This window comes from uncultured Sulfitobacter sp., assembly GCF_947499945.1.
Classification (GTDB): Bacteria; Pseudomonadota; Alphaproteobacteria; order Rhodobacterales; family Rhodobacteraceae; genus Sulfitobacter.
This window is the reverse complement of sequence record NZ_CANMQD010000004.1, coordinates 239687-264007: the sequence shown is the minus strand read 5'-3', so window position 1 is coordinate 264007 and position 24321 is coordinate 239687. Positions and strand designations below refer to the sequence as shown.

Sequence of the window (24321 nt, the reverse complement as noted above, 5' to 3'; positions counted from 1 at the left end):
GAAAAGGCTGCCTTAAAGGAATACCTACCATGGACGTCAAAGATCAGGTCATCGCCATTATCGCGGAACAGGCCTTGCTGGAACCGGAAGACGTGACGCTGGAAAGCACGCTGGAGAGCCTTGGCATAGACAGTCTGGGTCTGGTCGAGAGCATTTTCGCTATTGAGGAAGCCTTTGATGTCACGGTGCCGTTCAATGCGAATGCCCCCAAAGAGTCTGATTTCGACATCTCTACAGTGGCCAGCATCGTTGCGGGGATAGAGCGGCTGCGCGCGGAACAGAACACCTGATGAAACGGGTCGTCATAACGGGCGCGGGTACGATCAATGCACTGGGGCATAGCGTAGCTGATACCATGGCTGCCATGCGCGAGGGAGTGTGTGGCATTGGTCCGCTCGACATCCGTGATGTGGACCGTCTGCAAATCAGGATCGGTGGTCAAGTGAACGGGTTCGAGGCCGAGGGCCGCTATAACCGTCAGCAAATCTCACTCTATGACCGCTTTACGCAGTTCACCCTTGCCGCTGCGCGTGAGGCGATTGAGCAGTCGGGCCTGATCTTCGCAGGTGAACTTGCTGCGCGTTCCGGTGTGGTGCTTGGCACCGCTGGCGGCGGGGTAAGCACATGGGACGACAATTACCGCGCTGTGTATGAAGAGGGAAAAAACCGTGTGCACCCCTTTGTGGTGCCGAAGCTGATGAACAACGCAGCAGCCAGCCATGTGAGCATGGAATGGAACCTCAAGGGGCCGTCCTTTACCGTCTCGACGGCCTGTGCATCCTCAAATCATGCAATGGCGCAGGCCTTTATGATGATCCGTTCCGGCATGGCCCCTGTCATGGTCACGGGCGGATCTGAATCCATGCTGTGTTTTGGCGGGGTAAAAGCTTGGGAAGGTTTGCGCGTCATGTCAAAAGACGCCTGTCGCCCGTTCTCGGCCAACCGTAACGGGATGGTACAGGGCGAAGGAGCAGGCATTTTTGTTTTTGAGGAATACGAGCATGCACGCGCGCGTGGGGCCGAAATCATGTGTGAAGTGGCAGGTTTCGCCATGTCATCAGATGCGTCTGATATCGTGATGCCTTCCAAAAACGGGGCTGCACGGGCGATGGCAGGCGCACTGGCTGATGCACAGATTGACCGTTCTGAAGTGGGCTATATCAATGCGCACGGCACAGGCACTGCCGCCAATGACAAAACCGAATGTGCGGCAGTGGCGGATGTTTTTGGTGCTCATGCGGACCAGCTGATGATCAGCTCAACCAAATCAATGCACGGGCATTTGATTGGCGGCACGGGTGCTGTTGAATTGCTTGCTTGCATCTTGGCACTGCGCGACGGTGTGATCGCGCCCACAATCGGTTATCAGGAGCCTGACCCCGAATGCGCTCTTGATGTTGTGCCGAACGTGGCGCGTGACGCCAAAGTTGATGTGGCGCTGAGCAATGCGTTTGCCTTTGGCGGGATGAACGCGGTTATTGCACTGCGCAAAATCTGAACTTTCTGGCCGATAGAATAATCCAAAGAAAAAGCCGCCCCGGAAGGAGCGGCTTTAATGTTCTGCTGCTCTCTCTTACTGGTCGAGTACGGAAACCTTGTCATAGGATGCTGTGAAGCCTGTCAAAGAAAGCTTGAGTTCGACTTTCTGATCCGGTGCAAGGGCTGGAACGATTGTCATAACGGCTTCATTGCCGCGCTTGAACGCCGCAACATCATCAGCGGTCAGACCCAGACGCACATAGCAGCCAATCGGGTTGCAAAACGCATAGGGGTAACGACGGGCCTTGCCACCATCAATCGCAAGGGTGACCTGACTGGGCAGGGATGTCTCAAGCGGTACGATGATTGTCGCACCTGCAATGGCTTTGCCGCCAGCTGGTAGTCTGAACAATGAAACTTCGGCAACGGGCGCACCTTGGCCATCGTTCATCAGCTGGTACATCTGGCATGGCTCTACCTCGGTGGAGCCTTCTTCGCCTTTGATACAGCGCATCTCCCAAGAACCGATAACTTCACGGGTGTAGGGTTTTCCGGCTACGGGTGCTGGATCTGCATCTTCTCCAAGGCTCAGCAGATCTTCGGCCGTTGGTGCAGTGGCGTCCTCATCTGTGGTCACCGTAACGGCGCCGTCTGTTGTGGTCGTTTGAGCAAAAACATGTGCTGGTGCAAAAAGTGCCAAAGCTGCGCAAAGGGGCAATGCAGAGATAAACTTGGTCATGAGAAATCCGTCGTTAGTGATAAGTTAACTTGCTTTAGCACTCTCTCAAGGGCTTGTCAGGGGGATTGCGCATGAGGGGGAAAAGAAGACAGCGCTTTTCTGCTTAGCGTTCGAAGATGCTGAAATATTTCGGTGTATAAATGTGAAAAAAGAGGGCGCGTGGCACCCTCTCTTAAGACTTTTAGTCACTCCCTGTCGGACTGTGCCGACTTATTGAGGGAAGGTTATGCCAAGCGGGCATGAACGGTCAACAGGAAAACAGGATTTTACTCCATATAAGAGTGTTAACCGAAGCTGTTGGCGATAAAAAAAGGCCGTACCCGAAGGCACGGCCAGTCTGACAGGGAGGAAGCGTCAAACGTCCCAAGGACATCGGGCCGTTGACGCTTTCACTATGGCGCCCAAAAGTTAAGTAAGTATGCTCAGACGGGGCGGTTTTGCGGCATGCGAATGACCCGAGCTGCGTTAATTACAGGAGACTATGATTGTGAGTTCTGATCTTTTTATCGGCGGCGGTGGGCCTGACTACGGCACGCAGCAGTTTTTGTCGCTCAAATATGCCAACCGTCACGGTCTTGTGGCGGGGGCAACGGGGACGGGTAAGACAGTCACGCTCCAGATCATGGCTGAAGGGTTTGCAAACGCGGGCGTGCCGGTGTTTCTGTCCGATGTAAAAGGGGACCTGAGCGGTCTCGCGATGGCGGGAGATCCCAATCACAAACTCCATGGTCCGTTTACAGAGCGCGCCGAGAAGATCGGTTTTACCGATTTTAAATATGAGGCATTTCCCGTCACTTTCTGGGATATGTTCGGGGAGCAGGGGCATCCCGTGCGCACAACAGTCTCCGAGATGGGTCCGCTGTTGCTGGGCCAGCTTCTGGGCCTGACAGACGCCCAAGAGGGCATTTTGAATATCGCCTTCCGCCTCGCGGATGAGGACGGCATGGCGCTGCTTGATCTCAAAGACCTGCAAGCGTTGCTGGTATGGATTGGTGAAAACGCAAAAGATCTCTCTCTGCGCTATGGTAATGTCTCAACCTCCTCTATTGGAGCGATTCAGCGCAGCTTGCTGGTGCTGGAAAATCAGGGGGGCAATAACCTCTTTGGGGAGCCAGCTTTGGCGTTGTCGGACCTGATGCGTACAGATGCCGACGGGCGCGGTATGATCAACATTCTTGCCTCTGACAAACTCATGGCCGCGCCCAAACTGTACGCGACATTCTTGCTGTGGTTGCTGTCTGAATTGTTTGAGGAGCTGCCCGAAGTGGGCGACTCGGATAAACCCAAATTAGTGTTCTTTTTTGATGAAGCGCACCTCCTCTTCGACGACGCGCCCAAAGCGCTGGTGGACAAAGTCGAACAGGTGGCTCGGCTTATCCGGTCCAAAGGCGTCGGCGTCTATTTCATAAGCCAAAACCCTGCAGACGTTCCCGAAGACATCCTCGGCCAGCTTGGAAACCGCGTGCAACATGCCCTGCGGGCCTTTACTGCCAAAGACCAAAAAGAGCTGCGCCTCGCTGCCCAAACCTACCGCGATAACCCCGCCTTTAGCACCGAAGAAGCGATCCGCGAAGTGGGTGTTGGCGAGGCAGTTACGTCCATGCTCCAGCCAAAGGGTGTTCCCGGAATGGTCGAGCGGACATTGATCCGTCCGCCGTCTTCCCAACTGGGGCCGATCACCATCGCACAGCGTCATGCGCTTATGGCGACCTCTGCCATGGCAGGTAAATACGACACCCCACTCGACCGCGAAAGCGCATTTGAAACATTGCGCAGCCGCGCCGAGCAAGCTGCTGCTGAGGCCGAAGCCGCCGAAGCTGCTATAGAAAAAGCCGAAGCAGATGCAAAAGCCGCCAAGAAAGCGGAAGCCGACACGCCATCGTTGCGCGATTTCAAACAGGCCCGCCGTTACGCAGGCAAGGGTCAGACAACCTCCCGCCGCAGCACAAGTCCCGCAGGAAGTGGCATTGGGGGCGCCATTGCAAATGTGGTGATCAAGGAACTGAAAGGCACTACAGGACGCCGCATCGTGCGCGGCATCCTTGGTGGTCTGTTTAGAGGCCGTTAAAACCAAAAGGCCGCGGACTGTCTCAGTGACATGCCCGCGGCTCTTTTTCATTTGACCTTTAAATTCGCAATCTCGCAAGTCCCCTTGCACAATTGCGTCAGCGTCTATTTCTCCGGTATCAACCCGCGTGGACTGAACCGCAGCACAAGGATCATGATTACACCCATGGTCATCAGGCGCATTTGGGCCGCGCTGTCGATCAAGTGGATACGCAGCCAGTTGTCGTCGGCCATACCCGACGTGATGATGTCCATGATAAATAGGCCAATTGGTTCAACCTGAACCCACAGGAACCAGATCAGGAAACCACCAAGGATCGAACCAAGGTTGCTGCCCGATCCGCCCACGATCACCATCACCCAGATCAGGAAGGTAAAGCGCAGCGGCTGATAGGTTCCGGGTGTGAGCTGTCCGTCGAGTGTAGTCATCATGGCACCCGCAATTCCGCAAATGGCAGAGCCGAGAATGAACACTTGCAAATGGCGCGCAGTCACGTCCTTGCCCATGGCTTCGGCAGCTACCTCATTGTCACGGATCGCACGCAGCATCCGACCCCAAGGGGAGTTAAGCGCGCGTTGGCTCAGCCAGAAAATGATCCCCAGCACGGCGGCGAACAACACAGCATAAAGAAGCTTGACGAAGATGGTAGAACCCTCGACGGGGTCGAAACCCAAGGACGCCGCACGCTCGACAAATACAGCCGAGTTCTGCAAGTCCAACTCATAGGGAACAGGACGTGGCACTCCGACGACGTTCTTCACGCCGCGCGTCAGCCAATCTTCATTCTTCAACACGGCAATGATGATCTCCGCGATGCCCAGCGTCGCGATCGCAAGGTAGTCCGAGCGCAAACCAAGCGCTGCCTTGCCGATCAGCCATGCTGCGCCAGCCGCGAACAATCCGCCCACAGGCCAAGCGATTAGCATGATCCAGCCATTATCGCGGTATGTGTCTTGAGTGCCTGGATTTAAACCGCCAAGGTAGCCGGTCGCGGCAGGGTTCACATCTTCGATAAGACCAACAGCAGGGTCCAGAAATCCACGAAATACAAAAAAGCCAAAGATTAAAATCGCTGTGATAGCGAGGTTGCGATTACGCCCAGCGGTCATACGTTTGTAAGCAAGGACTGCGGCGATGATCGTGCCAGCCCCAAGCAGTAGCGCGATAACGATGCCTGTTCCGCCCGCAGCAAACGCACCCGGCGTCGCAGGCATCCCGATCAGCACCGCCGCCAGGCCGCCCAGTGCGACAAAGCCCATGACGCCTACGTTGAACAGGCCCGCATAGCCCCATTGCAAATTTACCCCCAGCGCCATGATTGCCGAGATAATGCCCATATTCACGATAAACATCGCGTTATTCCAGCCTTGGAAGAAGCCCGAGATAATGATCAGCGTAAACACCAAGGCAAAGAGGAGGGAGTTTTTCACAGTATCGGTCATGTCGTGGACTGCCCTTTGAAGAGGCCCGTAGGCTTGAACAACAGCACAATCAGCAAGATTACAAAGCTGACGGCAAATTTATAATCGGTGGACATGAGCTGGACGAGGCCGTTTGGCTCGAGGCTTTCGGGCATCAGATACCCCAGCACTTTTTTCCACGCATAGGTGATCGTCACTTCGGAGAAGGCGATAACAAAACCACCCGCAATAGCACCCAGCGGACTGCCGATGCCACCAACCACAGCGGAGGCGAAGATCGGCAGCAGCAGTTGGAAGTAAGTGAAGGGCTTAAATGATTTATCCAGCCCGTAAAGTGTGCCTGCGATGGTCGCTAAGGCCGCAACGATGATCCATGTGATCATCACCACGCGTTCTGGGTTTATGCCCGACAGTAGGGCGAGATCTTCATTGTCTGAATAGGCCCGCATGGATTTGCCCGACCGAGTCTTGTTCAGGAACCAGAACAACAGCGCCACAACTACAATCGCTGTTACAACGGTGATCACCTGAGTTGTGCGAATGCCCAGACCTTCATCGAGCCCCGTCAACCGTTTGAAATCGCGCGCTGAGATGATGAACCGTGGCCCGTCCGAAAAGCTCTGGTCATCTGGTCCGATGATGAAACGCACGATACCATTCATCACGAACATAACACCCATCGAGACGATCACGAGGATCACAGGTTTTGCCTTTTGTTCACGGTAGAATTTGTAAACGGTACGATCTGTGATGAGCACCAATGCGATACACCCCATAATGCCAAAGGGCAGGGCGAGGAGGGCTGTTGGCAGCGTCCCAAGGCTGATCCCAACGGATTGCATCCACCATGTCACCAGTATGGTGATCATCGTACCAAACGCCATCGTGTCGCCATGGGCAAAGTTGGAAAAGCGCAGTATTCCGTAGACCAGCGTTACCCCAAGTGCGCCAATCGCAAGCTGGCTACCATAAGCAATGCCGGGGATCAGCACATAATTCGCAAGTGCTACAATTGCGTTGAGAAAATCCATTATTCGACAACCTCACATTGGCCGATTTCAGCAGTGACTTTAAGCGGAGAACCCTCAGTACCGTAATGTAGCGTTGTTCTCACGGATTGACCGTCCGCAAACACTGTTGTCACCGTCGAAAACTGCCCCTTGGCATATATGTTTCCGACAAATTGACGCACGCCTACATCCGTAGGCATCTCATAAAGCAACGCCCCCCGAACTTTTGCTACCTTTGCAGGAGCGTGCGTTGAAGTCGTGCTGGTTTTGAAAACTTCGGAAAACATTTTTGTATCCGCAAAAGAAGTGCCCCGGTCAAAAGTGCAATCAATACGAAACACAATGTCCTCTTTTGCTGATGCGGATGTGGCGGCAAAAATAATAAGGGCAAAAGCTGAAAGGCTGTTTGTCATCCTTACCCCCCCAAAAAGCTCTTGCGCACTTCAGGATCGGCGAGCAGTTCTTTGCCAGTCCCCGTAAATGCATTTGCGCCCTGAACCAAAACATAACCTTTGTCTGCAATCTCAAGCGCTTGGCGTGCGTTCTGTTCCACCATTAGGATCGGGATACCCGTGCGCGCTACTTCGATGATGCGGTCGAACAACTCGTCCATCACGATGGGGCTGACGCCCGCCGTAGGCTCGTCGAGCATCAGCACTTTGGGTTTCGTCATCAACGCGCGGCCCACGGCAACCTGCTGGCGCTGACCGCCCGAGAGTTCTCCTGCGGCTTGGAAGCGTTTGTCTTTGAGGATCGGAAACAGCTCGTAAATTTGCTCGATCGTGTCAAGATAATTGTCGCGGCGGATGAAGGCGCCCATTTCCAAGTTCTCTTCAACCGTCATGGAGGTAAAGATATTTGAAGTTTGGGGCACAAACCCCATTCCCTTGCTCACCCGCGCTTGCGGGCTGAGGCTGGTAATGTCCTCGCCATCAAGGCGAACCGAGCCTGAGCGGACGTCCAGCATCCCGAAAACGGCCTTCATCGCCGTCGATTTGCCAGCACCGTTCGGGCCAACAATCACGGCGATCTCGCCCTTTTCCACAGCGATGGTACAGTTGTGCAAAATGTCAGGCCCTTTGCCATACCCCCCCGTCATCGTGTCGCCAATCAGGAACGGCCCGCCGGGAGAGGCATGTGTCTTGCCGCTTGCTTTTGGCATGATCGATCCTTGCCCTTTTGGATTGCCTACAGATAGGTCTTTGTTCCCGCGGTCGCCATATGGATCACTCATGCGCCCACCTGTTCTTTGTTCTTGAGACCGGTGCCGAGGTAGGCTTCAATCACCTGCTCGTTTGCCTTGATTTCGGGCAGGGTGCCGGTGGCCAGCACGCGGCCCTCGGCCATACAGATCACGGGATCACACAAGCGCCCGATGAAATCCATGTCATGTTCGATCACGACAAAAGTATATCCGCGCTCCATGTTCAAGCGCAGGATGGCGTCCCCGATGGTGTTGAGCAGCGTGCGGTTCACACCCGCACCGACCTCGTCAAGGAATACGATTTTGGCATCCACCATCATGGTACGGCCCAGTTCCAGCAGTTTTTTCTGCCCACCAGAAATTTGCCCCGCTTTTTGATCGGCCAGATGCTCGACTGTGAGGAATTCCAGCACTTCGTCGGCTTTTGCGCGCAGGGCGCGTTCCTCATTGGCGATGCGTTTGCGGCCAAACCATGTGTTCCACAGCGTCTCACCCGATTGACCGCCCGGTACCATCATCAGGTTCTCGCGACAGGTCATCGAATGGAACTCATGCGCGATCTGGAACGTGCGCAGCAAGCCCTTATGAAACAGCGTGTGCGGCGGCAGGCCGGTGATATCCTCACCGTCCATCATCACCCGACCGGACGTCGGTTGAAGAACGCCTGCTATTACGTTGAAAAGAGTGGTTTTTCCGGCACCGTTGGGGCCAATCAGACCAGTAATGGAGCCTTCTTCAATCGTGAGGCTTGCGCCATCAACGGCATGGAAGCCCCCGAAATGTTTGTGTAAATCGTCAACGACGATCATATGTTCTATCCCCGTATACTTGGCCCGTCTCTGTGGACGCGCTCCAGTCCTTATAAAAACAGCCCGAGAAAATCCCGGGCTGTTTCAATGTCATGCCCAAGGGGCAAAGTGTTTATTTAAAGCCGACAGTTGCGTTCTCGCCGTCCTTAACTTCGATCATGCGGTATGTACCAGCAGATTCGCCAGGTCCGATCAGTTCGACAGCAGAGGCGCCGACATAGTCGATGTCTGTGCCAGCTTTGATCAGCTCTAGCGCCTTACCCAATTCGCCAGGGAAGATTTTCTCGCCTGGTGCGTTAGCTACATCGAGGATCTTGTCCTTATACATGGCCGGATCAGTGGAACCTGCCGCCTGCATGGCCAAGAGCAACAGCGCCGCTGCATCATAGCTTTCAGGTGTATAAGGGGATGCGCCGAGGAAGCCTGCTTCTTCTGCCATCTTTTCAAAGTTTTCGATGCCGGGGCCTTCTGAGCCTGCGATCTGACCGAATGAACCGTTGAGATCAGGCCCGATGTTTGCTGGCAATGCTTCACCGATCATGCCACCTGGAAGGCCGAACTGCTCCCATGCGCCTGCGTCGAGTGCGGCTTTGATGATGCCTGCACCACCTTGGTCGAGGTAACCTGCAACGACGAGGATATCACCACCAGCGGATGCAAGTGCACCAACTTCGGCGGAGTAGTCCGCTTTGCCGTCTTCGTGCGCTGCAACAATTGTTACTTCGCCGCCGATTGCTTTGAACGAGGATTCAATCGCGTCTGCCAGACCCTTGCCGTAGTCGTTGTTTGTATAGGTCAGAGCGATCGACTTGATGCCACGCTCTTGCAAGATTTCTGCCATGACTTCACCTTCACGCGCATCCGATGGGGACGTGCGAAAGAACAGGCCGTTGTCTTCCATAGTCGTCAGACCCGGTGACGTGGCGGAGGGGGAAATCATAACCATACCGTTTGGAATGGCGACGTTCTGCAACAGCGCGCCTGTCACACCGGAACAGTCGGAGCCTACGATGCCCGCGACGCCATCTGCGATCAGACGCTCACCGTTTGACACTGCCAGACCGTTGTCGATGCAGCCGGAATCAACCCGCATGCCGCTTGCTGTCATACCATCCAGGAGCATGCCGCTGTCGGATACTTCTTTGATCGCAAGTTCGGCGCCATCGGCCATGTGACCCGTCAGTGATTCAATCGGGCCGGTGAAGCCGAAGTGGATACCGATCTTAACTTCTTTTGAGTGGCCGTCGGCGAATGCGCCCGTGGCAACCAGTGCTGCAGCCGTTGTGGCCATAAGCATCTTTTTCATGTGTCTCTCCCAAGTTGGAACTTTATGTTCGGGGCCGAGCCTATGCGCGGTTTGCCGAAAAGAGAAGCAGATTTTTTCGGGCGTTTGGCCCTATTTTGTTCGCAAATACGGGACAATCACCTGATTTTTGGCCGATAGCATGGCAAGGCGGCTATTTAAGCGGTGCCGTTGCGCGGGCGTCATACCAAGTCACTGAAAAGCGCCGCTCTTCCGACGTAGGGGCAAGTATGGTGCTTCCTTCAAGGTCGCTTTCATGAAGTACATGCCGCAAAACCATGTTGGTGTCCGGCAGAGGTTGTTCGCCTGCCAAAGCATCTTGTAAAATGCGCTGGTCCCGCACTGCATCAATATCCGTGCGCAATTGCGATACTTCAACGGCATCACAATCCGCCCTTGCGTTACTTGCGCAGAGCACAACAAAGCTCAGGCGGGCAAACCGAATGCCAGTAATCAGCACTGTTTTATTCTCGCGGACCAAGGGGAGCAGGTGCGGCTCTGCATCGGAGAAATAACGGGGATACCATTCTTGCATCTGCATCCTCACACCAACATGGCCTTCACGGTTTAGGTGCTCGGCGAGTTCAGTTGCTTTTTGCCGCAAATCACTGATGCCGAAGTGGGGGCGTCGGTCCTGAGATTGCCAAATAATGGGAAGCGTGATGGTGCGGTAATAGGCATATGGCGTGGGCCAGAGCCTGACATTATCGCGGATCATTAGGGGGTTAGCGCGGTCATCGAATGCCAAAAGCTCCGCATGGGTCATGGCGGTCTCATGCCGTTGTGCAGGACTGCTGGCCGCGATGATGTCGCGGATGTCCATCTTGCTGCGCGTACAGGTGGAGCGTCCGAGAAAGCCTGACTGGTTTCGCTCCGGCTCAACTGCGCGGATCATCTTTTCCGGCAGTCCAGTGCCCTTGCAGCGGCGTGGTGGCGCGCCAAAGTATGCAGCGAGGGTGGGATCAAGTTGACCGTTGACGTTGAATTCGAGGTCCTCCGCCTGATCAATGGGCAACAGGAACCAACCCGTTAGCCCATTACGCCCCTCATACCACGCGTCATAGCTGATGATGCCACTGACAGGGCCATATTGCGCGAGGGCTGTGAGATCGGACAGGTCATGCGAGTCCAACCCCGCCTTGACCGCATGGGGGCGCAGTCCGTAGTAGTTGGGGCCGCCAAACGCCAACATGACGGAAAGCAGCAATCCTGCACCCAGTGCAATCACGATGGCAAAGATGCGCAGTGCTGTCTTCAAATCGACAGACGCGCCGCGTGGCTTCCGCGCTCGCGGTAGGGGGTGTTGTCATAATGCGCACGGTAGCATTTGGAAAAATGCGAGGGCGAGGCAAAGCCGCAAGCGAGGGCCACGTTGATAACGCTCATGTCTGTTTGCATCAACAAGTTACGCGCTTTCTGCAAACGCAGTTCCATATAGTACCGCTTGGGCGAGCGGTTGAGATAGCGGCGGAACAAGCGCTCCAACTGGCGCGTGGACATGCCGACGTCTTGGGCCAATATCGACGGGCTGATCGGCTCTTCGATGTTGGCTTCCATAATCTGGATTACAGCAGACAGCTTCGGGTGACGCACACCGATACGGGTGGGCACGCTTAGGCGCTGTGTGTCTTGGTCGGTGCGGATGGAGCTGTAGATGAGCTGGTCCGCGACAGCATTGGCCAGATCTTCACCCTCGTCATCGGCAATGATCTTGAGCATGAGATCAATGGAGGAGGTCCCGCCCGCTGTGGTCATGCGGTTGTTATCCACCACAAAAACCGACTTGGTCAGAGTCACCTCTTCGAATTCCTCGGCAAAACTGTCCTGATTTTCCCAATGGATTGTGGCGCGTTTCCCGTCGAGCAATCCAGCCTTGGCCAGACTATAGGCACCCGTACACAAGCCGCCGATGATCAGACCTTTACGGGCCTCACGGCGCAGCCACGCCAGAACTTTTTTTGTTGTCGCACTTTGCACGTCTATGCCCGAGCATACCATGATCGTATCATCACGGCTCATTTCGTCGAGATCACTGTCGAGCTGAAACACCGTGCCCGCGGAACAGGTCGCCGAAACGCCACCTTCGCCGATCACCGTCCACTCATACAAAGTGCGCCCCGCCATTCGGTTGGCGATGCGCAAGCTCTCTATCGCTGTGGAGAAGCACAGCAGACTGAAATTGTCCAACAGCACAAAGACAAAGCGGCGCGGCTTGTCTTGATCGCGGGGAATGCGTTGGGCGTGAGGGGCTTGGGCCACTTAAAAATCCAGCGTGCTACGGGTTAAATAGATTTACAGTGCGTTACTAGGGCATGAGGGATGTTGCGAGGTCAAGCGATGAAATGGGTTATGGCCACTGGGGTTCATGTTTTGTATAGCTATAAACTTACACTGCGTTTGCGCCAACATTCGGCGCCGCGCCAACGACCGGAGCATGAGTTATGACGACCTGGAGCAAATCGAGCTGGCGTTCTAAGCCACGGATTCAAATGCCTGACTACCCTGATCAGGCTGCCTTGAAAGCTGTTGAAGAGCAGCTGTCGCGATATCCTGTTTTGGTCTTTGCGGGTGAGGCACGCCGCTTGCGCAAGCATCTGGCGGCCGCAGGCCGTGGCGAGGCATTTTTATTGCAGGGTGGAGATTGCGCCGAAAGTTTCGAACAGTTCAGCTCCGATATGATCCGCGACACGTTTAAGGTGATGCTGCAAATGGCAGTGGTTCTCACCTACGGTGCAAAAGTGCCAGTAATCAAAGTGGGCCGTATGGCGGGCCAGTTCGCCAAGCCGCGTTCGGCCAACATGGAGACTGTGGACGGGATTGAACTGCCCAGTTACCGCGGTGACATCATTAACGATCTCGCTTTCACAGCTGAATCGCGTATCCCGAACCCCGAAAACATGATGCGTGCCTATACTCAGTCGGCGGCGACGTTGAACCTGCTGCGTGCATTCTCGACGGGTGGTTATGCGGATGTGCACAAAGTGCACGGCTGGACCCTTGGCTTTACCGATGGCGAGAAGGCGGCGAAGTACCGCGATCTCGCGGCACGTATTTCCGACACACTTGATTTCATGGCCGCCGCAGGTGTGTCGCCTGACAACGCCCATACTCTGCAATCGGTTGAGTTCTACACCAGCCACGAATCTCTGTTGCTGGAATATGAAGAGGCGCTGTGCCGCCAAGAAGCCGAGACTGGCAAATGGCTTGCGGGTTCTGGCCATATGATCTGGATTGGGGACCGCACGCGTCAGCCTGACGGTGCACATGTTGAGTTCGCTTCGGGCGTGCAAAACCCGATTGGGTTGAAGTGTGGTCCGTCCATGGAAGTGGATGATCTCAAAAAGCTGATGACCAAGCTGAATCCGGACAATGAAGAGGGCCGATTGACCCTAATCGCCCGCTTTGGTGCGGGATCGGTTGGCGATCACTTGCCCCGCTTGATCAAGGCTGTGCAGGAAGAGGGGGCCAATGTCGTTTGGACCTGTGACGCGATGCACGGCAACACGATCAAATCCTCATCGGGCTATAAAACCCGTCCCTTCGAAAGTGTCCTGCGCGAAGTGCGTGAATTCTTTGGCGTGCATTCAGCAGAGGGGACAGTTCCCGGTGGTGTGCACTTCGAGATGACGGGTCAGGATGTGACAGAATGTACAGGGGGGGTACGTGCGGTTACGGATGAAGATCTGTCAAACCGGTATCACACAGCCTGTGACCCGCGCCTGAACGCAAGCCAATCGCTTGAGTTGGCCTTTTTGGTTGCTGAAGAACTTTCGACCCGCCGTGGCCGTGAAGCGGCAAAAGCAGCAGGTTGATTAAAACTATTGCGGCAGGGCCATTGTGTCCTGCCGCAGTCTGCTTATTCGTCGCTTTTGACCAGTCGCAGGTAAGGTGGGCGTTTTTTTCCGCTGCCTTCAGTATCGATTGCGGCACTCATTGGTTGCGGTGTAAATGGCATTTGCGGTGCGCTGAACTCCTCCCGGACCGGATCTGGCTGGGGCTCAACCAACGGTGCCAAGCCAAGGCGGTGGACAGAAATATTGGTCAAGTCGAAGCGGCGCGGCACGGTGCCCAATTGGCCCAAACATACCATACAGCCCAAAATTCGGCTCACATCGCCTAGATCACTCTTGAGCGGGAGCAAGATCATTCGCGCCTCAAGGGCAGGCTGGCCCAAATTGCCACCAGAACGCATTGTGACATGCGCTGTGGCGGGAGTCTGGAAAACCTCTTCCAACAGGCCTGCGACTTTGATCCGTGCATCCTGCTCGAAAAAGGCCGTGAGCGGCATGCCGCGTGCTTCCATGCCCATGATATCGTGCAAATGACTGCCTGCGATGCGCAGCCGCGCGACGCCAGGGGCAACACGCTCCAGAATAAAGGTATTCTCCAGCGCACTCTCGATGCCGCGCGGATCAATCTCGGCGCGTTTGGGCATTTCACGGCCTGCACGTAGCGCGTCCCAATAGGCTTCCACGATGGACAAAGCTGCGTAACCGCTGTGAGGTTTCTGGTCTGACATAGTTACGACATTGTGTTGGGTTTCACTCGAATTGTCCATTAAAGCTCTCCTCTGGGTGACGTGCGTATTGGGGGAGACGGGCGGATTTCCGCAGCAATCATAGCGTTCAAGCGACTTTTGGCCTGAATGCACGTTCTGTGCAGTGTCCGTCGATAAGGCAGTTCTAGCATCGGTTGCCCCAGATTGGTCATATTTCAGTCATAAAGGTTAATATCGTTATGGTAGCCTCATCGTTTAATTGGGGGTGAAGGGGCTTGCAGATAAGGGGGAAAAAAACCTATTCCAAAACCAAAGGTGAATTTAAAGGGTGTGCTGGAATGATCAGGTCAATGACGGGCTTTGCCACAAAAGCGGGCGCACTGGGACCGCACAGCTGGAGCTGGGAATTGCGGGCGGTCAATGGCAAGGGGTTGGACCTGCGCATTCGCGTGCCTGACTGGATACCCGGGCTCGAAGCGGGCCTGCGCAAAGCGGCTGTGGCAGACATCGCGCGCGGCAATGTGACCTTGGGGTTACGGGTTGTGCGCGAAGAGGGTGGCGGTGCACTGGCCGTGAACGAGACGCAGCTTGCCTCGGTGCTTGAGGCTCTAGGGCGGATCGAGATGGCAGCGATGGATGCGGGGGTCTCGCTGGCCCCTTCCAAAGCAACGGACATCGTAACCATGCGCGGCGTTCTGGAACAAGCAGTCCTTGAGGATAACAACGAAGAATTGTCTTCTGCACTTCTGGCGGAGTTCACGGAAGTTCTGAGAGCATTCAACACAATGCGAAGCGCTGAAGGTGCCGCGCTTGAGACAGTTATGCGCGATCAACTCGACCAGATCGAAGCGTTGACCGATGAGGCGGTAACACTGGCGCAGGCGCGCAGCATAGAGAGTGCGGCAGCGCTCAAGCGCAACCTCGGGCGCGTGATGGACAATATTGAAGGGATCGAGCCTGACCGCATCGCGGCCGAGCTTGCCATGATTGCTGTAAAAGCGGACATTACCGAAGAAATTGACCGCCTTGGTGCGCATGTGGTTGCGGCTCGGGCGTTGCTGGATGCAGATGGACCCATCGGGCGAAAGCTGGATTTCCTGATGCAAGAGTTCAACCGTGAGGCCAATACGCTGTGTGCCAAGGCGCAAAACAGTGGTCTGACGCGGGTGGGCCTTGCGCTCAAAGCGGTGATCGACCAGTTGCGCGAGCAAGTGCAGAATGTGGAGTAAGATATGAACCAGCGTCGCGGCCTTTTGATCATTCTGTCCTCGCCCTCGGGTGCGGGCAAATCTACCTTGGCCAAGCGGTTGATGGTGTGGGATGACACATTGAGCTTTTCTGTCTCTGCAACCACGCGGGAGCCGCGTGCAGGGGAAGTGGACGGAAAAGACTACCGCTTTGTCACCGAGGAAACTTTCCGAAAATGGGTTGGTGAGGGCGAAATGCTTGAGCATGCCCATGTCTTTGGTAACTTCTACGGCTCTCCAAAAGGGCCGGTGGAGCGCGAGATCAGCAAGGGTAATGACGTCCTGTTTGATATCGATTGGCAAGGTGCACAGCAGATCCGCAATTCGCCGTTGGGCCTTTATACGTTGTCGATCTTTATCTTGCCGCCGTCGATTTCAGAGTTGCACCGCCGTCTGGTCAGTCGTGGACAGGACGACGAGGCCACTATCGCAAAACGTATGCAGAAAAGCTGGGACGAGATTAGCCATTGGGACGGCTACGACTATGTTATCGTAAACGATGATCTGGACACCACCGAAGACAAGCTGAAAACTATTATCTCTGCGGAGCGTTTGAAACGCACCCAGCAACCACAGCTCAGCGATATCGCCCGTAAACTCCAAAGCCAGTTCGAGGATTTGACATGACTATCTACGCCCTTGCAGAAATCACGCCGCAGATTGATCCAACCGCTTGGGTAGCGCCCGATGCCAACGTAATTGGCAACGTGGTTTTGGCGGCGAAGTCTTCTGTCTGGTTCGGCTGCACCATTCGCGGGGACAACGAGAACATAACTGTGGGTGCAGGATCAAACGTGCAGGAAAATTGCGTGTTCCACACGGATATCGGATTTCCCCTGACAATCGGTGTGAATTGCACCATCGGTCACAAGGTCATGCTGCATGGCTGTACCATCGGGGATAACTCTCTGATCGGGATGGGGGCCACGGTCCTCAATGGTGCCAAGATCGGCAAGAATTGTCTGATCGGGGCAGGGGCGCTGATCACCGAGAATAAAGTGATCCCGGACGGCAGCCTTGTGATGGGCGCCCCTGGAAAAGTAGTGCGCACGCTGGACGAAGCTGCGATTTTGGCGCTGACTAAAAGCGCTGAGCATTATCAGGAAAACGCGGCACGATTTGGGCGGGACCTTAAGGCGCTCTAGGCTGTGACAGGGCTGATCTCTCTACACGAACTGGTGACTGCGTTGCCGATGCCGGCGCTGGCCATTGCGCAGACCGAAGAGATCGTGGCGCTTAATCCAGCCGCCGAAAAACTGCTGGGGATGGATGCGGTTGGACGGCATTTTATTACCGCCCTGCGCCAACCATCTGTTGCGGAGGCCGTTGAGGCATGCCTGTCAGGGGCCAAACAGTCCCCTGCTGAATATCTAACGCGCGAAAGCGGCAGTGATCGCACTTATAGTGTTGCGGTGAGCCGTATGGGCAAGACGGGCGCAGTGCTGGTCCTGTTTCAGGATGTCACCCATGTAAGCGCTGCCAGTCAGATGCGCCGTGATTTTGTGGCCAATGTCAGCCACGAGTTGCGCACGCCGCTGACGGCGCTCATGGGATTTATCGAGACGTTGCGCGGCCCTGCACGCGACGACGCCAAGGCCCGCGCACGCTTCCTTGAGACGATGACAACTGAGACGGAACGTATGAATCGGCTTGTCGGCGATCTGCTCTCGCTGAGCCGTGTCGAGGCGGACGAGCGGGTGCGTCCGAAAACAAAAGTAGATGCAGTGGCAGTCCTTACGGCCGCTGTGCGAACGTTGGAGCCGATAGCAGCCGAGGGAGGGGTGGAGTTTGTGCTGGATGTGCCCAGTAACGGTCTGACCCTATGCGGAGATATGGATCAGCTCACTCAGGTCTTCACAAATATCATGGAGAATGCAGTCAAATATGGTGGGGCGGGCAAACATGTCTATGTGATTGCCCGCGAAGAGGCTCAAGCACCACTGTTGCGCGGTCGCGGTCTGGTCATCACCGTGCGCGATAAGGGGGCCGGGATCGCCGCGCGTCATTTGCCGCGCCTGACAGAGCGATTCTACCGCGCTGACAACCACCGCAACCGAGCATTGGGCGGCACGGGTCTGGGCCTCGCGATTGTGAAGCACATTCTCAACCGCCATGGTGGACGGATCAAGATTTCGTCAAAACTGGGTCAAGGTACTGAAGTCATAGTGGTTTTGCCGATAGAGTGAGTCATATGCCGTGCTATTCTGAGGAAAATCCCGATTACGCTGCCCACTGTCATAAAACTGTAATGCAACTGTCACAAAACCATAGCAACGCCGCCCTAGCGTGGCATCAGACCATCATGGGGATGGTCGATCTTATTTGCTGACAGGAGACATGAATGTCTTTCGTAAAACTCACGACTTCCGCACTGGCGATTGCCGCTGTATCCGCAAGTGCCGCTGCCGCGCGCGACAATATTCAGGTGGCAGGTTCCTCTACTGTGCTGCCTTACGCCGCGATTGTGGCTGAGGCTTTTGGCGAGAACTTTGATTTTCCAACACCGGTTGTAGAATCGGGCGGCTCCTCCGCGGGGCTCAAGCGGTTTTGTGACGGCGTAGGCGAGAATACCATCGATATCGCCAATGCGTCGCGCCAAATCCGCGAAAAAGAGCTGGCGGTTTGTGTCGAGAATGGTGTCTCTGACATTATCGAAGTGCGCGTAGGGTATGACGGGATAGTTTTTGCCTCCGACATCAACGGCAATGCCTTCGAATTCACACCAGTGGATTGGTACAAAGCCCTTGCTGCTGAGCATTTCACCGACGGTGCATTGGTCCCGAACGCCTTTGACACTTGGGATCAAGTGAACTCCGATTTTCCCGCCCAGCCCATCGTGACCTACATTCCAGGCACCAAGCATGGCACACGCGAAGTGTTTGAGGAGAAGGTCCTGCTTGCAGGCTGTAAAGAGGGTGGTTTCCTTGCCGCGATGGAAGCGGCAGGTGTCGACGAGGACACCGCAGAGGGAAAATGCATGGCGGTACGCACTGATGGCAAATCCGTTGACATCGACGGCGACTATACCGAGACACTGGCCCGCATCGACAGCAACAAGGACGGTATTGGCGTATTTGGCTTGGCCTTCTACGAGAACAACACAGACAAGCTGCAAGTGGCGACCATGTCGGGAGTTGTGCCCACCACCGAGAGTATCTCGACGGGCGAATATCCCGTCTCGCGTCCGCTGTTCTTCTATATCAAGAAGGCCCATATCGGCGTGATCCCCGGCCTCAAGGAGTTCGCCGAGTTCTTTGTCGCTGATGAAGTTGCAGGCCCCGATGGACCGCTTGCCGAATATGGCCTCGTCTCAGATCCGGAATTGGCCGAGACCCAAGAGGCTGTGATGAACGAGACAACAATTGGTGGCGGGTCCTGATCCGCACTCTAGTTATCTGACCGAGGGGCTGCTGTTCAAGGCGGCCCCTTACTTTTGTTAAACCGCTGGAGCCTTTATGCCCCTGTCTTTCCTCGGCAATCCTTTGACATTGGCGCTACTCGTGCTAGCCCTTGCTATCGCGGGTTACGCGCTTGCGCGGGGCCGTGCGATGGCGCGGGCGGGGGGCGATGCGCGCAAGCTGCATTCGCTGCCCAACTATTACGGCATGACCGCCGCGATGTTTGCGGCTGTGCCAGCACTAGGGGTGCTGGTGATCTGGCTGCTGACACAGCCGATGATGATCCAGAATGCTATTTTGCCGATGCTGCCCGTCGCGGCTGTGGGCGAGCGTGGCACAGACAGTCTGATCCTGTCGGATGTGAACCGTGTGGCAGAGGGGCTGAATATCGCAGTGGCCCAAGGAGTTCTGGACCCCCAAAGCATTGCAGCGCTGCGCGAGGACCCGTCTACGTTGCGCAAGACGCTTGCGGGCGTCGGTGTGGCCCTTGGATCTGATGTGGAGCCATTTGTGTTGGCGGCGGCAGAGCGCGCGCGGGACCTCGATGCGCGCTGGGACATGATCCGCGCGGGTGTCGTGATCTTGATTGCGCTTGCAGGTCTGTTACTCGCCGTGCGTGCGGCGGACCCTGCCTTCCGCGCCCGCAATGTGGTGGAACGCGGTATTATGGCGCTCCTGATCACTGCCGCATCGCTGGCGATCCTGACCACCGTGGGGATCGTGCTCTCGATGGTCTTTGAGTCGCTGAACTTCTTTTCCCAACATCCGTGGCAGGACTTCTTCCTTGGCGGCTCATGGGCGCCGAACTTTCGCGGCAACAGTGAGTTGTCGATCCTGCCGCTTTTGTGGGGCACACTCTATATCTCCTTCATCGCCTTGCTTGTTGCCGTGCCGATTGGCCTTTTCGCGGCGATCTATCTGTCGGAGTACGCAGGGTCAAAGATGCGGGCGATTGCCAAGCCGCTTTTGGAAATTCTGGCAGGTATCCCGACAATCGTTTACGGCCTTTTCGCCCTGCTGACAGTCGGGCCATTCTTGGTCGATGTGTTCGGGGCAGGTGGTGCATTGAGCATGGAAGGTCTACGCGATGGTGATCCGCTGATGTCGGGCGCGACTGCGGTGATCACTGCTGGTCTGGTCATGGGCATCATGCTGATCCCCTTCGTCTCGTCGTTGAGCGATGACATCATTAACGCGGTGCCGCAGTCTTTGCGCGACGGCTCTTATGGCCTCGGTGCGACCCCGTCCGAGACGATCCGCAATGTGGTGCTGCCAGCCGCCTTGCCCGGTATCGTTGGCGCGATCCTGCTGGCCGCATCCCGCGCCATTGGCGAGACGATGATCGTGGTTTTGGGGGCAGGGGCCATTGCCCGCTTCTCCGGCAACCCGTTCGAGGCGATGACCACCATCACCACCCGCATCGTGAGCCAACTCACCGGCGATACGGATTTCGCGAGCCCCGAGACGCTGGTGGCCTTTGCCCTTGGCCTTACCCTTTTCATTCTGACCTTGGGCCTCAATGTGATCGCCCTCTACATCGTGCGGACCTATCGGGAGCAATACGAATGACCCATACCTCGCTGCTCAAACAAGACGCGCGTACAGCCAAGCGTAACCGTGCCGAAACGCGGTTCCAGGCCTATGGTCTGATCGCCATTGGTATAGGGATGCTGATGCTCATGGTCCTGCTGACTACTATCGTCAGCCGTGGCACGGGCGCGTTTCAGCAAACCTTTCTCACCCTTGATGTGACGCTGGCTGCCGCAAAGCTGGATAAAAAGGGCGAGCGGAACATTGAGGATATCAAGAAAGTCTCCACCTTTGGCTACAAGCCGCTTTTGGTTGATGCATTTGAGGCGCTTGTAGAAAGCGGTGCGGTGCAATCCGATCTCAAACCCAAAGACATGGCGGGTATCCTGTCCAAAGGGGCCGAAGCGCAGATGCGCGATGCGGTACTGGCGGATCCCACGCTGATTGGGCAAACAGTCTCGTTTGATTTTCTGGCCTCAGGTCGTGTTGATGGCTACCTCAAGGACCGCGTGACCCGCGAGAGCATTGTGAACGATAAGAACATCAGTTCGGAGCAGCTGGACCTTGTCGATCAGATGCGCGACGCAGGTGTGCTGGGCAAGAAATTCAACATCGCGTTCATCACAGGCTCTGACAGCTCGGACGCGCGCCCAGAGGCGGCCGGCATGGGCGTCTCCATGGTAGGCTCGCTGATGATGATGCTGGTGGTGCTGGCGCTGGCCCTGCCCATTGGTGTGGCGGCGTCAATTTACCTTGAGGAGTTCGCGCCGAAAAACTGGATCACCGATATTATCGAAGTGAATATCTCCAACCTCGCTGCTGTGCCGTCGATTGTGTTCGGTATTCTTGGTTTGGCAGTCTTTATCAACTACATGCACCTGCCCAATTCCGCGCCTTTGGTTGGCGGTTTGGTCCTCACTCTGATGACCCTGCCAACGATCATCATTTCCACCCGTGCTTCCCTCAAATCGGTGCCGCCCAGCATCCGTGATGCGGCCCTTGGCGTGGGTGCGTCGAAGATGCAGTCGGTCTTTCACCATGTGCTGCCGCTTGCGGCACCTGGGATCCTGACAGGCACGATCATCGGTCTGGCACAAGCCTTGGGCGAGACTGCGCCACTGCTGTTGATCGGCATGGTGGGTTTCATCGCCTCCAATGGGCCAGAGACGATCACCGAAGGGTTGATGAACCCCAACTCCGCCATGCCTGCACAGATTTATGAGTGGGCGAAACGTGCGGACCCTGCCTTTTATGAGCGCGCTTGGGGCGGCATTATCATCCTGCTCGTGTTTCTTATCACGATGAACTTTATCGCGGTCATGCTGCGGCGCCGTTTCGAGCGGCGCTGGTAGAAGGACCGAGATCATGCAAGACATACCTCAAACATCGGAGGCTCCTGTGGCCAGCACATCCAAAATCTCTGCCAAAGGCGTTCAAGTCTATTACGGCGATAATCACGCGATCAAAGACGTCGATGTCGAGATCGAGGATAAGACTGTCACTGCGTTTATCGGCCCGTCAGGTTGTGGCAAATCCACGTTTCTGCGCTGTATCAACCGTATGAATGATACGATTGATATCTGCCGCGTGCAGGGGCAAATTTTGATCGACGGCGAGGATATCTATGATCCCGCTGTTGATCCTGTTCAGTTGCGTGCCAAAGTCGGTATGGTGTTCCAAAAGCCGAACCCGTTTCCGAAGTCCATCTATGACAATGTGGCCTACGGCCCGCGTATTCACGGCCTTGCCCGCAACAAGGCAGAGCTTGACGAGATCGTGGAAAAAGCGCTGCGGCGTGGGGCGATCTGGAACGAGGTGAAGGACCGTTTGCAAGCACCCGGAACGGGCCTGTCTGGCGGCCAGCAACAGCGCCTTTGCATTGCACGGGCGATCGCGACCGAGCCTGAAGTGCTGCTCATGGACGAGCCTTGCTCAGCGCTTGACCCGATTGCCACGGCGCAGGTCGAGGAATTGATCGACGAGTTGCGGCAGAACTATTCGGTGGTGATTGTCACTCACTCCATGCAGCAGGCCGCACGGGTGAGCCAGCGCACCGCGTTTTTCCACCTCGGCAACCTTGTGGAATTCGGCGACACGGACAAGATTTTCACTACACCCGAAGACCCGCGCACGGAAAGCTATATCACCGGAAGGATTGGGTAGACCCATGGAAGAGACACACCACATCGCCTCAGCCTTTGACCGCGATCTTGAGAAGGTACAGGCCCAGATCATGAAAATGGGCGGGCTGGTCGAGGACGCGATCCGCCTAGCTGCAAAAAGCCTTGAGACACGTGACGAGCCTCTGGCCGAGCAGGTCCGAGCAGCGGATAAACAGATCGACATATTGGAAGCGCAGATCAACGAGAACGCAGCGCGGGTGATTGCACTGCGCGCGCCCACTGCGATTGATTTGCGTATGATCCTGAGCGTTATGAAAATCTCGGGCAACCTTGAGCGGATCGGCGACTATGCCAAGAACATGGCCAAGCGGACCTCTGTCCTTTCCCAAATGCCGCCTGTGAACGATAGCACGGCTGCGATCCGCCGCATGGCGCGGCTGGCCGAGGAAATGCTGAAAGACTCTCTCGATGCCTACATCCGCCGTGACGCAGCGCTGGCCGCTGATGTGATTGCCCGCGATGAAGAGCTGGACCAGATGTATGATGGGCTGTTCCGCGAATTCCTCACTTTCATGATGGAAGACCCGCGCAATATCACGGCCTGTATGCACATGCATTTCATCGCCAAGAATGTGGAGCGGATGGGCGATCACTGCACATCGATGGCCGAGCAAGTGATCTATCTTGTTACAGGCTCGACACCTGATGATCCGCGGCCCAAAGCGGACGAGACATCGCTGAACACGCAGGACTAAGCCCTATGTCTGTTGCACAAATCCAAGTGCTTTTGGTGGAGGACGAACCAGCGCAACGCGAAGTACTGGCCTATAACCTCGAGGCCGAGGGATACGTCGTGCGGCAGGCACAAAACGGTGAAGAGGCGATGCTGCTCATTAGCGAGGCAGCGCCCGATCTGATTATTCTGGATTGGATGATGCCGTTCATGTCTGGGATCGAAGTGTGCAGGCAAGTTAAGACGCAGCCCGAGACGCGGGCGATCCCTGTCATTATGCTTAGTGCGCGTTCGGAAGAAGTGGACGCGGTGCGCGGCCTTGATACAGGCGCGGACGATTATGTCATGAAACCCTATAACCTGCGCGAGCTGATGGCGCGGGTGCGAAACCAGTTGCGCCGTACGCGGCCTGCGGCGGTCGGTGCGGTTTTGACCCATGATGACATTACGCTGAACCCAGAAACCCACCGTGTCACGAGAGGAGATGCGGAAGTGAAGCTTGGCCCCACAGAATACCGATTACTCGTGACATTCATGGAAAAGCAGGGTCGCGTGCTGAACCGTGAGCAGTTGCTCGATCTGGTATGGGGGCGGGATATCTACGTGGATACGCGGACGGTCGATGTGCATATCGCGCGGCTGCGCAAAGTGCTCAAGGGGCAGGGTGGCAAGGATCCGATCAGAACTGTGCGGGGGACGGGGTACTCTTTGGGATAAACCCGCGCCTGAAGTACGTGTCGGGATCTGACATTCTTTGGA

24 protein-coding genes are annotated in these 24321 nt (G+C 55.9%); 14 read left to right on the top strand and 10 right to left on the bottom strand.

Annotated features, from left to right (window positions below):
• Positions 1–29 precede the first annotated feature (29 nt).
• Positions 30–290: an acyl carrier protein gene (locus tag Q0775_RS16730; protein WP_298863582.1), complete on the top strand. Its 261-nt coding sequence runs from the start codon at positions 30–32 to the stop codon at positions 288–290.
• Entirely contained in the window at positions 290–1498 is a 1209-nt protein-coding gene (locus Q0775_RS16725; protein ID WP_298863579.1) for a beta-ketoacyl-[acyl-carrier-protein] synthase family protein, read from the top strand. The genes Q0775_RS16730 and Q0775_RS16725 overlap by 1 nt, the downstream gene beginning before the upstream one ends.
• Positions 1499–1573: 75 nt before the next feature.
• Here the strand turns inward: Q0775_RS16725 and Q0775_RS16720 are convergent, their stop codons facing one another.
• A complete protein-coding gene (locus tag Q0775_RS16720; RefSeq protein WP_298863576.1) occupies positions 1574–2218 on the bottom strand; it encodes an invasion associated locus B family protein in 645 nt (214 codons plus the stop codon).
• 487 nt (positions 2219–2705) lie between these two features.
• On the opposite strand from Q0775_RS16720, the gene Q0775_RS16715 reads away from it, so the two are divergent.
• Positions 2706–4286 carry a helicase HerA-like domain-containing protein gene (locus Q0775_RS16715; protein WP_298863573.1) on the top strand — a complete coding sequence of 527 codons (1581 nt, stop codon included), beginning with the start codon at positions 2706–2708 and terminating at the stop codon, positions 4284–4286.
• Positions 4287–4390: 104 nt separating this feature from the next.
• Here the strand turns inward: Q0775_RS16715 and Q0775_RS16710 are convergent, their stop codons facing one another.
• The 8 genes from Q0775_RS16710 to Q0775_RS16675 form a co-directional block, all read right to left on the bottom strand.
• Positions 4391–5728, bottom strand: coding sequence for a branched-chain amino acid ABC transporter permease (locus Q0775_RS16710; RefSeq protein ID WP_298863570.1), 1338 nt, complete (start codon positions 5726–5728; stop codon positions 4391–4393).
• The gene (locus Q0775_RS16705) at positions 5725–6738 is read right to left on the bottom strand and encodes a branched-chain amino acid ABC transporter permease (RefSeq protein ID WP_298863567.1); all 1014 of its coding nucleotides are present in this window, start codon (positions 6736–6738) and stop codon (positions 5725–5727) included. Before Q0775_RS16705 ends, Q0775_RS16710 begins: the two co-directional genes overlap by 4 nt.
• The gene (locus Q0775_RS16700) at positions 6738–7130 is read right to left on the bottom strand and encodes a hypothetical protein (RefSeq protein WP_298863564.1); all 393 of its coding nucleotides are present in this window, start codon (positions 7128–7130) and stop codon (positions 6738–6740) included. The genes Q0775_RS16705 and Q0775_RS16700 overlap by 1 nt, the downstream gene beginning before the upstream one ends.
• Before the next feature lie 2 nt (positions 7131–7132).
• The gene (locus tag Q0775_RS16695) at positions 7133–7951 is read right to left on the bottom strand and encodes an ABC transporter ATP-binding protein (protein ID WP_298863561.1); all 819 of its coding nucleotides are present in this window, start codon (positions 7949–7951) and stop codon (positions 7133–7135) included.
• Positions 7948–8730 (bottom strand): ABC transporter ATP-binding protein, encoded by a 783-nt coding sequence (locus Q0775_RS16690; RefSeq protein ID WP_298863558.1) that lies wholly within the window; start codon positions 8728–8730, stop codon positions 7948–7950. The genes Q0775_RS16695 and Q0775_RS16690 overlap by 4 nt, the downstream gene beginning before the upstream one ends.
• Positions 8731–8842: 112 nt before the next feature.
• Positions 8843–10036, bottom strand: coding sequence for an ABC transporter substrate-binding protein (locus tag Q0775_RS16685; RefSeq protein WP_298863555.1), 1194 nt, complete (start codon positions 10034–10036; stop codon positions 8843–8845).
• 151 nt (positions 10037–10187) lie between these two features.
• Positions 10188–11291 carry a hypothetical protein gene (locus tag Q0775_RS16680; RefSeq protein ID WP_298863552.1) on the bottom strand — a complete coding sequence of 368 codons (1104 nt, stop codon included), beginning with the start codon at positions 11289–11291 and terminating at the stop codon, positions 10188–10190.
• Positions 11288–12292 carry a GlxA family transcriptional regulator gene (locus Q0775_RS16675; protein ID WP_298863549.1) on the bottom strand — a complete coding sequence of 335 codons (1005 nt, stop codon included), beginning with the start codon at positions 12290–12292 and terminating at the stop codon, positions 11288–11290. The genes Q0775_RS16680 and Q0775_RS16675 overlap by 4 nt, the downstream gene beginning before the upstream one ends.
• A 182-nt stretch (positions 12293–12474) precedes the next feature.
• Between Q0775_RS16675 and Q0775_RS16670 the strand changes: the two genes are divergently transcribed.
• Positions 12475–13845 carry a class II 3-deoxy-7-phosphoheptulonate synthase gene (locus Q0775_RS16670; RefSeq protein WP_298863546.1) on the top strand — a complete coding sequence of 457 codons (1371 nt, stop codon included), beginning with the start codon at positions 12475–12477 and terminating at the stop codon, positions 13843–13845.
• A 44-nt stretch (positions 13846–13889) separates the two neighbouring features.
• Here Q0775_RS16670 and Q0775_RS16665 read toward each other — a convergent pair whose 3' ends face one another.
• Positions 13890–14591, bottom strand: a complete 702-nt coding sequence (locus Q0775_RS16665) for a PAS domain-containing protein (protein WP_298863543.1) — start codon at positions 14589–14591, stop codon at positions 13890–13892.
• A gap of 278 nt (positions 14592–14869) precedes the next feature.
• On the opposite strand from Q0775_RS16665, the gene Q0775_RS16660 reads away from it, so the two are divergent.
• The 10 genes from Q0775_RS16660 to phoB all read left to right on the top strand — a co-directional run bounded on the left by Q0775_RS16660 (position 14870) and on the right by phoB (position 24279).
• Complete coding sequence (locus Q0775_RS16660) at positions 14870–15760, top strand: YicC/YloC family endoribonuclease (RefSeq protein WP_298863541.1); 891 nt, start codon at positions 14870–14872, stop codon at positions 15758–15760.
• Positions 15761–15763: 3 nt separating this feature from the next.
• Positions 15764–16405 carry a guanylate kinase gene (gmk, locus tag Q0775_RS16655; RefSeq protein WP_298863538.1) on the top strand — a complete coding sequence of 214 codons (642 nt, stop codon included), beginning with the start codon at positions 15764–15766 and terminating at the stop codon, positions 16403–16405.
• On the top strand, positions 16402–16923 hold the full coding sequence (locus tag Q0775_RS16650; protein ID WP_298863535.1) for a gamma carbonic anhydrase family protein: 522 nt from the start codon (positions 16402–16404) through the stop codon (positions 16921–16923). Before gmk ends, Q0775_RS16650 begins: the two co-directional genes overlap by 4 nt.
• A 3-nt stretch (positions 16924–16926) precedes the next feature.
• The gene (locus tag Q0775_RS16645; RefSeq protein ID WP_298863532.1) at positions 16927–17964 is read left to right on the top strand and encodes an ATP-binding protein; all 1038 of its coding nucleotides are present in this window, start codon (positions 16927–16929) and stop codon (positions 17962–17964) included.
• A 155-nt stretch (positions 17965–18119) separates the two neighbouring features.
• Complete coding sequence (locus Q0775_RS16640) at positions 18120–19157, top strand: substrate-binding domain-containing protein (protein ID WP_298863529.1); 1038 nt, start codon at positions 18120–18122, stop codon at positions 19155–19157.
• A 76-nt stretch (positions 19158–19233) separates the two neighbouring features.
• Positions 19234–20745: a phosphate ABC transporter permease subunit PstC gene (pstC, locus tag Q0775_RS16635; RefSeq protein WP_298863526.1), complete on the top strand. Its 1512-nt coding sequence runs from the start codon at positions 19234–19236 to the stop codon at positions 20743–20745.
• A complete protein-coding gene (gene pstA / locus Q0775_RS16630; RefSeq protein WP_298863523.1) occupies positions 20742–22058 on the top strand; it encodes a phosphate ABC transporter permease PstA in 1317 nt (438 codons plus the stop codon). The genes pstC and pstA overlap by 4 nt, the downstream gene beginning before the upstream one ends.
• Positions 22059–22071: 13 nt before the next feature.
• Positions 22072–22869 carry a phosphate ABC transporter ATP-binding protein PstB gene (pstB, locus tag Q0775_RS16625; RefSeq protein ID WP_298863520.1) on the top strand — a complete coding sequence of 266 codons (798 nt, stop codon included), beginning with the start codon at positions 22072–22074 and terminating at the stop codon, positions 22867–22869.
• Between the two features lie 4 nt (positions 22870–22873).
• Positions 22874–23584 carry a phosphate signaling complex protein PhoU gene (gene phoU / locus Q0775_RS16620; RefSeq protein ID WP_298863517.1) on the top strand — a complete coding sequence of 237 codons (711 nt, stop codon included), beginning with the start codon at positions 22874–22876 and terminating at the stop codon, positions 23582–23584.
• 5 nt (positions 23585–23589) lie between these two features.
• The gene (phoB, locus tag Q0775_RS16615; protein WP_298863514.1) at positions 23590–24279 is read left to right on the top strand and encodes a phosphate regulon transcriptional regulator PhoB; all 690 of its coding nucleotides are present in this window, start codon (positions 23590–23592) and stop codon (positions 24277–24279) included.
• The last annotated feature ends 42 nt before the right edge of the window (positions 24280–24321 follow it).

Excerpts from the sequence above, each read along its gene's own strand:
- Q0775_RS16730 (WP_298863582.1), top strand. The coding sequence starts at position 30 with ATGGACGTCAAAGATCAGGTCATCGCCATTATCGCGGAACAGGCCTTG.
- Q0775_RS16725 (WP_298863579.1), top strand. The coding sequence starts at position 290 with ATGAAACGGGTCGTCATAACGGGCGCGGGTACGATCAATGCACTGGGG.
- Q0775_RS16720 (WP_298863576.1), bottom strand. The coding sequence starts at position 2,218 with ATGACCAAGTTTATCTCTGCATTGCCCCTTTGCGCAGCTTTGGCACTT.
- Q0775_RS16710 (WP_298863570.1), bottom strand. The coding sequence starts at position 5,728 with ATGACCGATACTGTGAAAAACTCCCTCCTCTTTGCCTTGGTGTTTACG.
- Q0775_RS16705 (WP_298863567.1), bottom strand. The coding sequence starts at position 6,738 with ATGGATTTTCTCAACGCAATTGTAGCACTTGCGAATTATGTGCTGATC.
- Q0775_RS16700 (WP_298863564.1), bottom strand. The coding sequence starts at position 7,130 with ATGACAAACAGCCTTTCAGCTTTTGCCCTTATTATTTTTGCCGCCACA.
- Q0775_RS16695 (WP_298863561.1), bottom strand. The coding sequence starts at position 7,951 with ATGAGTGATCCATATGGCGACCGCGGGAACAAAGACCTATCTGTAGGC.
- Q0775_RS16690 (WP_298863558.1), bottom strand. The coding sequence starts at position 8,730 with ATGATCGTCGTTGACGATTTACACAAACATTTCGGGGGCTTCCATGCC.
- Q0775_RS16685 (WP_298863555.1), bottom strand. The coding sequence starts at position 10,036 with ATGAAAAAGATGCTTATGGCCACAACGGCTGCAGCACTGGTTGCCACG.
- Q0775_RS16670 (WP_298863546.1), top strand. The coding sequence starts at position 12,475 with ATGACGACCTGGAGCAAATCGAGCTGGCGTTCTAAGCCACGGATTCAA.
- Q0775_RS16665 (WP_298863543.1), bottom strand. The coding sequence starts at position 14,591 with ATGGACAATTCGAGTGAAACCCAACACAATGTCGTAACTATGTCAGAC.
- Q0775_RS16660 (WP_298863541.1), top strand. The coding sequence starts at position 14,870 with ATGATCAGGTCAATGACGGGCTTTGCCACAAAAGCGGGCGCACTGGGA.
- gmk (WP_298863538.1), top strand. The coding sequence starts at position 15,764 with ATGAACCAGCGTCGCGGCCTTTTGATCATTCTGTCCTCGCCCTCGGGT.
- Q0775_RS16650 (WP_298863535.1), top strand. The coding sequence starts at position 16,402 with ATGACTATCTACGCCCTTGCAGAAATCACGCCGCAGATTGATCCAACC.
- Q0775_RS16640 (WP_298863529.1), top strand. The coding sequence starts at position 18,120 with ATGTCTTTCGTAAAACTCACGACTTCCGCACTGGCGATTGCCGCTGTA.
- pstC (WP_298863526.1), top strand. The coding sequence starts at position 19,234 with ATGCCCCTGTCTTTCCTCGGCAATCCTTTGACATTGGCGCTACTCGTG.
- pstA (WP_298863523.1), top strand. The coding sequence starts at position 20,742 with ATGACCCATACCTCGCTGCTCAAACAAGACGCGCGTACAGCCAAGCGT.
- pstB (WP_298863520.1), top strand. The coding sequence starts at position 22,072 with ATGCAAGACATACCTCAAACATCGGAGGCTCCTGTGGCCAGCACATCC.
- phoU (WP_298863517.1), top strand. The coding sequence starts at position 22,874 with ATGGAAGAGACACACCACATCGCCTCAGCCTTTGACCGCGATCTTGAG.
- phoB (WP_298863514.1), top strand. The coding sequence starts at position 23,590 with ATGTCTGTTGCACAAATCCAAGTGCTTTTGGTGGAGGACGAACCAGCG.